At 31.8% G+C, this 14374-nt stretch carries 11 protein-coding genes; 5 read left to right on the top strand and 6 right to left on the bottom strand.

Going from position 1 to position 14374, the window contains the following annotated elements:
• Positions 1-11: 11 nt before the first annotated feature.
• The 6 genes from VP395_RS00970 to tsaD all read right to left on the bottom strand — a co-directional run bounded on the left by VP395_RS00970 (position 12) and on the right by tsaD (position 4654).
• A complete protein-coding gene (locus tag VP395_RS00970) occupies positions 12-512 on the bottom strand; it encodes a TrmH family RNA methyltransferase (protein WP_346239831.1) in 501 nt (166 codons plus the stop codon).
• Positions 513-574: 62 nt separating this feature from the next.
• Positions 575-733 carry a hypothetical protein gene (locus VP395_RS00965; protein ID WP_346239830.1) on the bottom strand — a complete coding sequence of 53 codons (159 nt, stop codon included), beginning with the start codon at positions 731-733 and terminating at the stop codon, positions 575-577.
• Between the two features lie 58 nt (positions 734-791).
• Positions 792-1436 (bottom strand): DUF4159 domain-containing protein, encoded by a 645-nt coding sequence (locus VP395_RS00960; protein WP_346239829.1) that lies wholly within the window; start codon positions 1434-1436, stop codon positions 792-794.
• Positions 1437-1703: 267 nt separating this feature from the next.
• Positions 1704-2408, bottom strand: coding sequence for a 16S rRNA (uracil(1498)-N(3))-methyltransferase (locus tag VP395_RS00955; protein ID WP_346239828.1), 705 nt, complete (start codon positions 2406-2408; stop codon positions 1704-1706).
• Entirely contained in the window at positions 2408-3046 is a 639-nt protein-coding gene (locus VP395_RS00950; RefSeq protein ID WP_346239827.1) for a peptidylprolyl isomerase, read from the bottom strand. The genes VP395_RS00955 and VP395_RS00950 overlap by 1 nt, the downstream gene beginning before the upstream one ends.
• 585 nt (positions 3047-3631) lie before the next feature.
• Positions 3632-4654 (bottom strand): tRNA (adenosine(37)-N6)-threonylcarbamoyltransferase complex transferase subunit TsaD, encoded by a 1023-nt coding sequence (tsaD, locus tag VP395_RS00945; RefSeq protein ID WP_346239826.1) that lies wholly within the window; start codon positions 4652-4654, stop codon positions 3632-3634.
• Positions 4655-4910: 256 nt separating this feature from the next.
• Here tsaD and VP395_RS00940 point away from each other — a divergent pair, with 256 nt between their 5' ends.
• The 5 genes from VP395_RS00940 to VP395_RS00920 all read left to right on the top strand — a co-directional run bounded on the left by VP395_RS00940 (position 4911) and on the right by VP395_RS00920 (position 13791).
• Positions 4911-9305 (top strand): translocation/assembly module TamB domain-containing protein, encoded by a 4395-nt coding sequence (locus tag VP395_RS00940; protein WP_346239825.1) that lies wholly within the window; start codon positions 4911-4913, stop codon positions 9303-9305.
• Between the two features lie 157 nt (positions 9306-9462).
• Positions 9463-10449 carry a 6-phosphofructokinase gene (pfkA, locus tag VP395_RS00935; protein ID WP_346239824.1) on the top strand — a complete coding sequence of 329 codons (987 nt, stop codon included), beginning with the start codon at positions 9463-9465 and terminating at the stop codon, positions 10447-10449.
• 17 nt (positions 10450-10466) lie between these two features.
• The gene (gap, locus tag VP395_RS00930) at positions 10467-11471 is read left to right on the top strand and encodes a type I glyceraldehyde-3-phosphate dehydrogenase (RefSeq protein WP_346239823.1); all 1005 of its coding nucleotides are present in this window, start codon (positions 10467-10469) and stop codon (positions 11469-11471) included.
• 85 nt (positions 11472-11556) lie between these two features.
• Positions 11557-12417 carry a BadF/BadG/BcrA/BcrD ATPase family protein gene (locus tag VP395_RS00925; protein WP_346239822.1) on the top strand — a complete coding sequence of 287 codons (861 nt, stop codon included), beginning with the start codon at positions 11557-11559 and terminating at the stop codon, positions 12415-12417.
• A gap of 141 nt (positions 12418-12558) precedes the next feature.
• Positions 12559-13791 carry an ATP-binding cassette domain-containing protein gene (locus VP395_RS00920; protein WP_346239821.1) on the top strand — a complete coding sequence of 411 codons (1233 nt, stop codon included), beginning with the start codon at positions 12559-12561 and terminating at the stop codon, positions 13789-13791.
• Positions 13792-14374 lie beyond the last annotated feature (583 nt).

Genomic DNA, 14374 nt, shown 5'->3' with positions numbered 1-14374 from the left:
CACCTGGCAAATTAAAAAATCTGCTTGGTAATTTCATACAATGCAATGTTGGTTGCTTGTACTACATTCATACTGCTGTTCAGACCAAACATATCAATATGAATAACAACATCCGATATATTCAAAATGGCTTCAGAAACACCAAAATTTTCATCACCAATAATTAATGCAATAGGTTTTTTTGCTGAAAATTTTAACGTATGAATTGGTTTACTGGTAGATGTGATTTCTAGCGACATAATTTGGTAACCGCTATTTTTCAAATCGTTAACTACTATTGAAGCGTCTTCACAAATTTCAAAATCCACCACTTTTTCAGTAGCTCGTGATGTTTTTGTTAGTTTTCTTCCTAACGAAATACCTTTACCACAAAGTATCAATTTTTCAACGCCAAATGCATCCGAAATTCTAAACAAACTTCCAATATTTGGTGCGTTAGTAACATTATCGCACACCAATATTATGGGGAATTTGCTTTTTTTAAAGTGGGTGTTGTAGTGAGTGAGTTGCAAGGGTGTTGAGTTGTTTATTTGTTTATGAGTTTATTTGTTTTTGCCATAAATTCATAAATGGTTTATTTTTTTAATTTTAAGGCAATCCAAATTCCTAAAGAAACTATGACAATAAATGTCATGACTTTTATAGCTACAATTAAAATTCTTTTAAATGAAAAATCTTCGTCATTATCATTATTAAAAATAGACTCGACTAAAGAAAACAATAAATCTTTCATATACAATGGTTAAATTGTTAAGTTGTATTTTTTGTCAATTGTCAATTATCAATTGTTTTCAATGTTCAAACGCATATTTAACAATATTAGCGCCCATTTTTAAGGCTTTATCTCTAACATCGGCGAGGTCGTTATGTACTTCTGGGTCTTCCCAACCATCGCCTAAATCACTTTCAAAAGTGAATAACAAAACAAGTCGTTCTTCAAAATAAATACCAAATGCTTGCGGGCGCTTGCCATCGTGTTCATGTATTTTAGGCAATCCGTTTGGGAATTTATAGGCTATATTAAAAATCTCGTGGTTTGAAGGGAGTTCAACCAATTCCTTGTCGGGAAATACTTTTTTAAGTTCTTTGGTTATATAAGGTTGAAAACCGTAATTATCATCAACATGTAAAAAACCACCCGAAATTAAATAATTACGGAGGTTTTCGGCATCGGTGTCACTAAAAAATACATTCCCATGTCCCGTCATGTGTAAAAAAGGAAATTGAAAAATATCAGAACTTCCAACTTCCACATCTTGGGGTTTGGGGCTTATTTTAGTGTTTATATTGTTATTGCAAAATGTAATTAAGTTACGTAATGCCGTAGGGTTTGCATACCAATCGCCACCACCTTTGTATTTTACTAAGGCTATTTCTTGGGCAGAAACAGTAAAAAGTAAAAAGTTAAAAGTTAAAAGTAGGATTGTCTTTTTCATAATTGACTCAAATTTGTTTACTGACAAAACTATATGTAATTATATAAATGAAAATAAATGTAATTAATATAACCCATTCATTAGCGTTTTTTATAAAATCATAATTTATTAGAATTATACTAATTGCATTTAATAAAATGATTAAAACGCCAATTATTACAAAAGAAACAATGCTTAATGCAGCAGATTTGGAAGTATAATTATTTAATCCAATCCTTTTATGAAAAAAGAAGAATATAGAATTGTAAATAGAAATTATAATCTTTTTCATTCATTAATAAAAGCCACCGAATGGCACGCTACAATGGCAGCAGTTTCAGTACGCAGTCTGGTTTCACCCAAAGTTACTGGAATAAACTTATTATTAAGAGCCAAATCAATTTCGTTGGTGCTAAAATCGCCTTCAGGACCAATTAAAATGGTGATGTTTTGTTTTGGTTTTAGTTGTTGCTTAAGCAATTTTCTATCGGTTTCCTCGCAATGGGCAATAAACAAATCCCCTGTAAATTCCTGTGAAATAAAATCTTTAAAAGAAATAGCCTCCTTAAGTTTTGGCATATCACAACTTAGTGATTGTTTCATTGCCGATTGCAAAATTTTTTCAAACCGTTCGGGTTTGATAACTTTACGTTCGCTGTGGTCGCAAATAATAGGGGTGATGCTATCAATACCAATTTCGGTGGCTTTTTCTAAAAACCATTCGTAGCGGTCGTTCATTTTGGTAGGTGCTACCGCTAGATGTAGATTGTAGTTTCGCTTTGGTTGTTGGGATTTTGAAATAACCGTCACCACACATTTATTAATATTGGGTATGGCAACTTCAGCAGTAAACAGCCAACCGTAGCCATTTGTAATATGTAAAGTATCGCCCACACTTTTCCGAAGCACTTTTACTATATGCTTGCTTTCTTCTTTTTCAAAAGAAAATTGTGTAGTGGTTTCGTTTATGTCTGGGTTATAAAAAAGCTGCATTAATCTAAATCTTCAACAATTTTTAAGACTTTAATTTCTGAAATATTTTTTGGTTCATGTGTTTTTAGCACCACATAATACCAGTTTTTTGAAGGTACATCAATTGTGAAAATATCATTTAAAGCATGATTTCCATTAATGATTTCGTTTTCAAAATCAGGATGCATTTCACCTTGTGCAAACCAACTTAAATCGCCACCTCTGTTCGCATTTTCGTCCATAGAATATTGGCTTGCCAAAAAATCGAAAGGTGCGCCATTTTTGTATTCGTTAATTATTTTAGTTCTTAAAGTATTCAAATCGTTTGTGCTGTATTTTGTGCCATCTAAATAAATATAAGCTGCACGGTAATTGGTGGTTTTGGTTTTTTCAACCACTTTGTAAATAGTTTTTTCAAAATTGGTTTTTACGGTTTTAATGCCGCCTGTTGAAAGCTCAAAAAGTTCATTTGCAAGAATGGTTTTGTGCTTTTCTTCATTAAAAGTAATCAATTTATTTTCTTTTGATTTTTTTAATTCCAGATAGTTGTCTATCTGCTCTGGTGTTTCAATAAGTTCCAGTTCTTTTTCGGTCGAATTTTGGGCATTCAATAAAGCAGAAATACTAAGGATTGTTGCAAAAAGTAGGTTTTTTGTCATAATTGGGGTTTTAAATTTAGTTTCAAATTTAAAGGTATTGGCGCAACATATAAATAGAATGAAAAATAAGTTTTTAAGAATGTATTGTTTACAACTTATTTGCTTTTTTTTTAGTGAAAATTTGTTTTAGAGTTGATGCTATTATATTGATAATGAATAATAGCTGAAGTAAGAAGAATATTATAAAAACTAATATAATAAAAATGTTTTTGTCTAAAGAATTGTCAAAAAGAGGAAATTCATTATCTGTTTTAATTTTGTTAAAATATAGCATACCAATTATAAATGCTAAAAAACATCCAATACTTATGAAGGTATGGATTTGAGTTAAGCGTGGATATAGTTTTAAAGTTGTTGTGCTTAAAATCCAATAAATAAAACCTATTAAAGAAAATATGAACGTAAAAATTATAGAAATATGAAAATTTGAAATCACATAATATGTGTCATGAATATTTATATCAATTGAGTCAACAGAATTATAATTAGTCAAACCAATAATGAAAATAATTATTGAACTTATCCAAAAACAGATACTTGGTTTTGTAGATTTCATTAAAAATATTCGTGGATTATTGGCAAAAATCAAATTTTCAATCGCGCTGAAGCAGCCACATTTTGTTCAGAAAAATCGCCATCTAAATATTTCAGGTAGCCAACAATGGCAATCATAGCAGCATTATCGGTAGTGAATTCAAATTTAGGTACATAGGTTGTCCATCCAAATTTTTGTTCGCCATCTTTTAAAGCTTGACGAATGCCCGAATTAGCCGAAACACCACCACCAATAGCAATGTGTTTAATGCCCGTTTGTTTAGAGGCCAATTTCAATTTATCAATTAAAATTCCAATAATGGTGTATTGAATGGAGGCACAAATATCATTCAGGTTTTCTTCAATAAAATTGGGGTTCGCTTTGGTTTCATTCTGAATAAAATAAAGAATAGCGGTTTTTAACCCAGAAAAACTAAAATTCAACCCATCAACTTTTGGCTTGGTAAATTTGAAAGCTTTTGGGTTTCCTAATTTGGCACGTTTATCAATTTCTGGTCCTGCAGGGTAACCTAAACCAAGTATTTTTCCGCTTTTATCGAACGCTTCCCCAACAGCATCATCAATAGTTTCGCCTATAACGGTCATGTCAAAATAATTATCAACCTTCACAATTTGTGTATGTCCGCCAGAAATGGTCATCGCCAAAAACGGAAAAGGTGGTTTTTCAAACCCATCTTCATCTATATAATGCGCCAAAATATGTCCTTGCATATGGTTTACATCAATAAGCGGAATATTCAATCCGTAAGCCAAGGATTTTGCAAACGATGTTCCAACAAGCAGTGAACCCATAAGTCCGGGGCCTCTAGTAAAGGCAATAGCATGCAATTGTTCTTTGTTAATATTGGCCTTTTTTAAAGCCTGTGCCACCACCGGAACAATATTTTGCTGGTGCGCTCTAGAAGCCAGTTCGGGTACCACGCCACCGTATTCTTCGTGTATTTTTTGGTTAGCTACAATATTGCTTAAAATGCGCCCGTTGTGTATTACAGAAGCGGCTGTATCGTCGCATGAAGACTCAATTCCTAGAATATAAATATTTTGTTCAGCCATTACTTAAAATTAGGCATAATAATTGTTAATTTTGAAAAGAATAAAAGTATAATACCATACTTTATATTCGTAATTGCAAAACTACTTAAATATATTTTTTATTTGAAGTTAAAAATATAGTTTATGTAGTTTGTCTTTTCAATAATATAAAATGGAAAATTACTAAGGAAATGTAATGTATTCTTGATAATCTATAACTTAAATTAGTATCAAAAAACTCTTCAAAATAGCGTATAAATTAGCAGGTATTTTTCTAATGCTTTTCATCATTTTGGTGTTAGTACTCTCTATTCCTTCTGTTCAAACAAGTCTTGGTAAATATGCTACAAAACGACTAAACGACGAGTTTAAAACCAATATAAATATTAGTAGAGTTAGTTTGCAGTTTAATGGCGATGTAGAGCTTAAAGATATTTATATTGAAGATTACAAACAAGATACACTTATTGGTATTGCAGAATTGAATACCTCCATTATAAGTATCAATAATTTAATCAATGGTAAATTGACTTTTGGAGATATTGATATTGAAGATTTAATTTTTAATATTAAAACCTATGAAGGTGAAACGGAAACGAATTTAGATGTTTTTGTAAATAAGTTTGAAGATGATAACCCAAGAAAAAGTCCAAGCACCTTTTTATTATCTTCTAGCGATGTATCTATTTATAACGGAACCTTTAGATTGCTTGATGAAAATAGGCAAACTACAAAATTATTAGAGTTTACAAAGCTAAACATTAATGCAACTAACTTTTTAATTAACGGAAGTGATGTTAGTGCTAGAATAAACACCCTTGCTTTTAATGATAGTAGAGGATTGGTTATGAAAAACATGACTACCAACTTTACCTATACGCTTACCGATATGACCTTTGCCGATTTAGATGCCAAAACACAGCACTCAAGGTTAAAAGGCGATTTAAAGTTTTCGTACAAAAGAGAAGATTTACAATATTTTACTGATAAGGTTTTGGTTACTGCTAGCTTTAAAGATTCTCATGTTTTTTTAGATGAAATTAATGTGTTTTATAATGAATTCGGAAGAAACCAATCGGTTAGATTAAGTGTAGATTTATCTGGAACATTGAATAATTTACAAACCACCAATCTAAAACTAAATTCCAGTTACAATACGGTAGTTGATGGTAATGTCCTTTTTAAAAATCTGTTTAATAAAGAAGAAGGAAATTTTTATATGAATGGAAATTTTAGAAATTTATCTTCAACCTACCAAGAGCTAAAGGCGATGTTGCCCAACATATTAGGAGCATCCATTCCATCATCGTTTGATAAGTTAGGAAGATTTACTATTGTTGGTAATTCTCAAGTAACGGCTTCTACTGTTAACGCTAATATCCAAATTGATACAGAATTGGGTTATGTAGACTCTAATTTACAAATATCAAAAATTAATGACATCGATAACGCTTCATATAGCGGTAATGTAGCTTTTGAAAACTTCGATTTTGGTGCCTTTTTAAACGATCCTACTATAGGTATGGCATCATTAAATTTTGATGTAAAAGGGTACGGTTTCACTGCTAAAAATTTAAATACGCAGGTAAAAGGAGATGTACACCAAATAGAGTTCAATAAATATAATTATACAGGAATAAAAGTTGTTGGAAATGTTAGAAATAGAATTTTTGACGGAAGCTTAATTGCAAACGACAAAAATTTAAGATTAAACTTTTTAGGGCTTATAGATTTTTCTGAAAAGATTAAAAAATATGATTTTGAAGCAAATGTTGATTATGCCAATTTAAATGCCCTTAATTTTATAAAAAAAGATAGCCTATCGGAGTTTAGCAGTCAAGTTAAAATGAATATGAATAGTAGTAATCTTGATGATGCCTATGGTAGAATTTCTTTTAAGAATACGATTTATAAAAACCAAAATGATATCTACTATTTTGATAAATTAGATTTAACTTCAAGGTTTGAAAATGATATTCGATTTATAGAAATCAAATCGCCCGATATTATTGAAGGCGAACTAAAAGGGCGTTTTGTATTTAAAGACATTAAAAAATTATTTGAAAATTCATTAGGACATATTTACACCAATTATATTCCTCATAAAATTAAAACCAATCAAAATATTGATTTTAATTTTAAAATTTATAATAAAATAGTCGAAGTTTTTTATCCAGAAATCGAGCTTGGAAAAAACACCTATATAAAAGGCCGTGTAGAAAACGATCAAAGACAATTTAAACTCACATTCAAATCGCCCCAAATTAAATTACTTGACTATTTTGCTAATAATATTGAGCTTCAAGTAGATAATAGCAATCCACTTTTTAATACCTACGTAGAAGTAGATAGTTTAAAAACAAAGTATTACAACGTTTCCAAATTCAGTTTAATTAATGTAACGGTAAATGACACCTTGTTTATGCGTTCGGAATTTAGAGGCGGAAAGCGAAACAATGATATTTTTAACTTAAGTTTTTATCATACTATCAATAAAGAAAAAGAATCGGTTATAGGATTTAAGAAATCCGATGTAACCATAAAGGATAATACTTGGTACATTAATGAAAAGAAAGACAAATTCAATAAAATTTCATTCAATAACACCTTTACAAAATTTAATATAGACAAGTTGTCAATAAACCATGGAAATGAAGAAATTAAGTTTTCGGGCTTTATAAAAGATTCTACACAGAAAGATTTAAAACTCGATTTTAAAAATGTCGATCTTGCTAAAATTATTCCTGAAATAGATAGTTTAAAGTTTGCTGGAAATGTTAATGGTAAACTAGATATATTGCAAAAAAACGGTGCTTATTTGCCAAACTCAGCTATAGTTATAGATAATTTTAAGGTTAATAATGTCGAATTCGGCTCTTTTGATGCCAACATAAAAGGCAACCAAAATTTAACTAATTATAATGTAGATATTACTATAAAAGACGATGTTAATAAATCGTTTAGGGCTATTGGTGATATCAATGTTAACGGAAAACAGTCAAATATTAATGTAGATTTAGAACTTAACGCCTTTAATTTACAGCCACTAAACCCTCTTTTACATGATGTGTTATCAAATATAAGAGGACTCGCTACAGGAAAAGTAAATGTTGTTGGTAATTTAAAGCGACCCGATATTAATGGAGATCTTGTATTAGATAAATCGGGGTTTGGTATTCCGTATCTTAATGTAGATTACCAATTGGGCAATAAATCGTCTGTAACCCTTAAAGATCAGAGCTTTATTTTTAATAGAGTTTCATTTACTGATACAAAGCACAAATCTAAGGGGCAGGTAAATGGTTCGCTTAGTCATGTTAACTTTTCGAAATGGGACTTAGATTTGTATTTAAATACATCAAGATTATTGGTTTTAGATACTAAAGATGCTGAAGATGCCTTATACTACGGTACTGGTTTTATAGGTGGTAGAGCCAGTATTTCTGGACCAACAGATCAATTGGTAATAAGTGTAGTTGGAGAAACAAAATCAGGAACTGTTTTTAAAATTCCGCTTAGCGATACCGAATCTTTTGGGGATAATTCATATATACATTTTATTACCAAAGAAGAAAAACTATCAAGAAAATTAGGGGTAGATTATGTTTTTAATGAAATAAGAGGACTTGAATTAGATTTTGATTTAGATGTTACTGAAGATGCCGAAGTTGAAATTATAATAGATAAAAACTCAGGACACTCATTAAAAGGACGTGGACGCGGTGGTTTATTGGTTGAAATTAATACCAACGGTAAATTCAATATGTGGGGAGATTTCTCGGTATTCGAAGGGGTTTACAATTTCGCCTATGGCGGTTTAATCCAAAAGGATTTTATTGTACAACCTGGCGGTACTATTGCATGGGAGGGAGACCCACTAAAGGCGCAAATAGATATGCTTGCCATTTATAAAACGCAAGCCAACCCGTCACCACTGTTAGATAACCCGATTAATAGAAGTATTCCCGTAGAATTGAACATTAGTTTAACAGGTGATTTGGAACGCCCAAACCCTATATACGATTTTAAGTTTCCTACCGTAAGTTCTACCATAAAATCTGAGTTACAATATAGACTGGATTCGGATAATGATAAACAAAACCAAGCCTTATATTTGTTATCTACTGGGTCTTTCTCAAGAGGTTTAAGCGAGCTTAATTTTTCAGGTACCATTGCAGAGCGACTTAATGGCATTATAAACGGTATTTTTACAACAGGCGATAGCAAACTTAACATAGGTTTAAATTATGAAGCTGGTCAAAACAGACCAGATTATCAAACCGATGACCGATTTGGTTTCACCTTACAAACGCAAATTAGCGACCGTGTGCTCATAAATGGTAAAGTAGGTGTGCCTGTTGGGGGTGCAGGAGCTTCAGAAACCGTTATTGCAGGCGATGTTGAAATAAACTTTTTGTTAAATGATGAAGGTACTTTAACAGCCAATGTATTTAATAGAGAAAACAGCATCAGAAATTTTGGTGAAGCTGTTGGGTACACACAGGGTATCGGACTTTCATATAGTGTAGATTTTGATACCTTTAAAGAACTGCTTCAAATTTTCTTTAAAAAAGCTAAAAAAGAAGAAGAAATAACTATAGAAGAAGAAGCCGAAAAAGCCACTAATATACTTCCTGAATTTGTAAAATTAAAGACATCTTCAGATAAATAACCCCCTCAATTTCATACAAAAGGAGTGAAATTTAGAATTCTAAACTTTTTTTTATCAACTAAAACGTTATAGTTTCATATGTATCGTTAAAATAGAATAAATGCTATAGATATATGGTTTTTGTTTAGTAATTTTACCTGTGAAAAATTAAAAATTAATGTCAAAAACAATAAAAAAGATTGCAGTTTTAACTTCAGGAGGTGATTCTCCAGGAATGAATGCAGCCATTCGTGCCGTAGTTAGAACTTGTGCTTACCATAACATAGAATGTTTTGGTGTATATCGTGGATATGAAGGCTTAATAGAAGGAGATTTCGAACCATTAACTGCCAGAAGTGTTAAAGGTGTAATAAATAAAGGGGGTACATTCTTAAAATCGGCACGTTCAAAAGAGTTCCGTACTAAAGAAGGTAGAGAAAAAGCATACAATAAATTAGTTGAAGCTGAAATTGAAGCACTAGTAGCTATTGGTGGAGATGGAACGTTTACTGGTGCTATGATATTTAATCAGGAATTTGGTTTTCCTGTTATGGGTATTCCAGGTACTATCGATAATGATATTGTAGGGACCACGCACACGTTGGGTTTTGATACAGCACTTAATACAGTAGTAGATGCCATTGATAAGATTAGAGATACAGCAAGTTCGCATAACCGCTTGTTTTTTGTAGAGGTTATGGGGCGTGATGTAGGGCATATCGCTTTAAATGCCGGTATTGCAGGTGGAGCTGAAGAAATATTAATTCCTGAAGAAGATTTAGGAATGGACAGATTGGTGGAATCTTTAAATAGAAGTAGAAAATCCGGTAAAACATCTAGCATTGTTATTGTTGCTGAAGGTGATAAAATTGGAAAAAATATTTTTGAGCTAAAAGATTATGTCGATCAAAATTTGGATGGTTACGACGTACGTGTTTCGGTACTTGGACATATGCAACGTGGTGGAGCGCCATCGTGTTTCGACCGGGTTTTAGCAAGTAGAATGGGTGTAAAAGCTGTTGAATCTTTATTGGAAGGCAAAACAAATTACATGGTTGGTTTACTAAACAGTAAAATGGAACTAACCCCATTAGAAAAAGCCATCAAAGGAAAAACAAAAATAAACTTAGAATTATTGCGTGTCTCAGACATTATGAGCACTTAACATTTATAAACAAGAATATGTCAAAATTAAAATTAGGAATTAACGGATTTGGTAGAATAGGTAGAATTGCATTTAGAGTAGCAGCAAGCAGACCAGAAATTGAAATAGTTGGAATCAACGATTTATTAGATGTAGAGCATTTAGCATACTTATTAAAATATGATTCAACACACGGTCGTTTTAATGGAACGGTTGAAGTAAAAAACGGTAACTTAATTGTTAACGGTAGCGAAATTAGAATTACTGCAGAACGTAACCCAGAAGATTTAAAATGGGATGCCGTTGGGGCAGAAGTAGTATTAGACTGTACTGGTATCTTCACAACTTTAGAAGGTGCTCAAAAACACATTACTGCAGGTGCTAAAAAAGTAGCAATTTCTGCACCATCGGCAGATGCGCCAATGTTTGTAATGGGTGTTAATAATAAAAAAATAACAGCAGCTGATACAATCGTTTCTAATGCATCTTGTACTACAAACTGTTTAGCGCCTTTAGCTAAAGTTATTAACGATAACTTTGGTATTATAGAAGGTTTAATGACAACTGTTCACGCAACAACTGCAACACAATTAACGGTTGATGGTCCATCAAGAAAAGATTGGAGAGGTGGTCGTAGTGCATTATCTAACATCATTCCTTCTTCTACAGGAGCTGCAAAAGCGGTAGGGAAAGTAATTCCTGAATTAAACGGAAAACTTACAGGTATGGCATTTAGAGTTCCAACTCCAGATGTTTCTGTAGTAGATTTAACAGTAAGAACTGAGAAATCTGCATCTTGGGATGAAGTGAAAGCGGTATTGAAAAAAGCTTCTGAATCTGGTGATTTAAAAGGTGTTTTAGGTTATACTGAAGAAGCTGTTGTGTCACAAGATTTCGTGTCTGAAACAATGACAAGTATCTTTGATGCTGATGCTAGTATTGCTCTTAATGATAATTTCTTTAAATTAGTATCTTGGTACGATAATGAGTTTGGTTATTCAACTAAATTAGTTGATCTTGCTCAATATATTAGTAAAATATAATTTAAGAAAATAATATTAATTATGAACTCCACAGATATATTGTATTAATTACAAGAATCTGTGGAGTTTTTTTATTTATAAACACATGATTTTAATTGTTGATAGTGGCTCTACAAAAAGTGATTGGATTGCTGTAGATAATAATGGTAAACAACTTTTAGAGAAGTTGCGAACAAAAGGTCTTAATCCTGAAATTTTAAAGGAAGAAAAACTAAAGAAACTAATTAAAAAGAATCCAGAATTAAAAGCGCATAGAAAAGAAGTAACACACGTATTCTTTTATGGCGCTGGTTGTGGTACAGATCGTGGTAAAGAAATGGTTTACAACGTTTTAAAGGAAGTGTTTGTGAATGCCATAGTTAAGGTTGATGAAGATACCATGGCTGCCGTTTATGGAACCATTAACCATGATGCGGAAGCTGCTGTAGTTTGTATTTTAGGAACTGGCTCTAATTGTAGCTATTTTGATGGTACGCAATTACACCAACGTGTACAGTCTTTAGGCTATATTTTAATGGATGATGCCGCAGGGAATTATTATGGTAAAGAATTGATTAGAGAATATTATTTTAATCATATGCCAGAAGATATTAAAGTAGCTTTTGGTAGTAAGTTTAATTTGGAGGCCGATTATATTAAATACAATATTTATAAACAACCCAATCCCAATGCATATTTAGCAAACTTTGCTGAGTTTATGTTCTTAAATAAAGACTCAGAATATATTGTAGAGCTTATTAAAAAAGGCATACGCATTTTTGCAAATAATATGATTATGCAGTACAAGGAAGAACTAAAAACGGTTCCTGTGCATTTTGCTGGCTCTATTGCTTATTTTGCGCAAGATGAAATTAAAGCGGTAGCTAAAGAAATGGGTTTTACGGTTGGTAATTTTGAACGTAGACCTATTGAAGGATTGGTTGCTTTTCATACTAAAAACTTATAAAAAACAATAAAAATAATTTTAACCTTTAAAATTATTTTTATTTTGAAATTAGACCTCACGGATTTTTAAAACCTGTGAGGTCTTTTTATGAAGTAACGTTTTTTCTATTAAAATTTGTTAGTTTAGAACCCAAAACCAAACATGTTGAAAAATCACATAGCCATATACATTTCTAATAATGATGATAAGCTTCAACTTGTTGAACGTATTATTACAGGAACAGCTTTTGAAAATTTAACAAACTTAAAACACGCCCTTTTTTCTGAAATTACGCTGAATAAATTTATTGAAGAAGAAATAATTCATGGGCGTTTTGATGTGGTTACCGAAACAAAAAACAGTTTATTGCATTCTTCCGAAGGCGAACGCAAAAAGGCGTTACTAAACCACATCATTTCTCAAAACCCCGATTATATTATTGCCGACAATGTTTTTGGTAATTTAGATGCAGAAAAACAAGCCACTATTGAAAAAACGCTCATTGAATTAAGCCGTAAAACTTTAATCGTTCAAATTACAAATAGAAAAGAAGAGATTTTATCATTTATAGAGAAAAGTTTTAAGTTACAAGATGATAATCTAATAGCATTTAATCAAGAAGAAGTTTCAAATACAACTGAAGCATTAAACTTTGTTGAGGCGTTTCCGGAGCCATATCGTCCAATTTCAGAACATATTAATCCGTTAGTGAAATTCAATAAGGTGTCTGTAAGTTACCAAGAGCGACCTATTTTAAATGCTATTTCTTGGGAAATTAAACGTGGTGAATTTTGGCAATTGTTAGGTGCTAATGGTTCAGGTAAAAGTACCATATTAAGCATGATTTATGGTGATAACCCAAAGGCTTACGGACAAGATATTATGTTGTTTGGGGTTAAAAAGGGTAGTGGGGAGAGTGTTTGGGATATAAAAAGAAAAATCGGGTATTTTTCATCGGAGATGCTAAGAGGTTTTAAGCGCTTAGATTCTATTGCAAACATGATTGTATCTGGTTTTTTCGATTCGGTTGGACTTTATAAAGCACCCACGAATGAACAGATTAAAATAACCGAACAATGGCTGCATGTTTTACAAATGTATCCTATTAGAAAGCAAAGCTTTTTAGAATTATCTAAAGGGCACCAACGTTTGGTGTTAATTGCCAGAGCCATGGTAAAACATCCACCATTACTTATTTTAGATGAGCCTACTAACGGGCTAGACGATTTTGACGCCAAATTATTTTCCGAACTTATAAATAAAATAGCAAAGGAAACTGATACTGCTATTTTGTATGTGTCGCACCGAAAAGAAGCAGGATTAATCCCCGATTTTATTTACCAATTAACACCTAACCGAAACGGTTCTACAGGAAGGCAAGTAAAGGTTGATTAGTATTTATGTCTTGATTAAGCATTGTATTTCTTTACAGAATTATTTTTTATATTTACAGGACAACGGTAACAAAAAAGGTGCTATGTTCTGACTTATTTGCTGGATATTAGCAATAAACGTTATTATATAGTGAGTTACAGCGCATATGAGAAAACCCATAGATAAAGATATAATTTCGCTTCTGATTTCAATAATTCTTGTGATAATCTCAATAGGAATTTACTTGTTTTCGGATGTAGTTTTGAATTATAAGCATTACGTCGGAATTGGACTTATTGGTATTTCTTTCTTTCTATACTTTAAAAATAAAAATCTCTATGTCTATTTTTTCGTTCTGACTTTAATACTCGGAACTATAAACCTGATTGACATATATTATTGGAATATAGCATTCGGAATTGAGCCAATAAAATTCAACCCAATATTTCTGACTTTATTGGTTGTTTTTTTTGCATTGAATAAAGAGCTGTTGAATAAAATGTTTCCTGAAAAAAACTGATAGAAAAAGAAGTTGGCGGAAATACAGGAGGTAAACCAAAATCTGATAAAAAATTAAGAACAGAAATTCCAATCAAAAGTGGAA

It is taken from the genome of Mariniflexile soesokkakense (genome assembly GCF_039650365.1).
Classification (GTDB): domain Bacteria; phylum Bacteroidota; class Bacteroidia; order Flavobacteriales; family Flavobacteriaceae; genus Mariniflexile; species Mariniflexile soesokkakense.
This window is presented reverse-complemented; position numbering and strand designations above follow the sequence as displayed.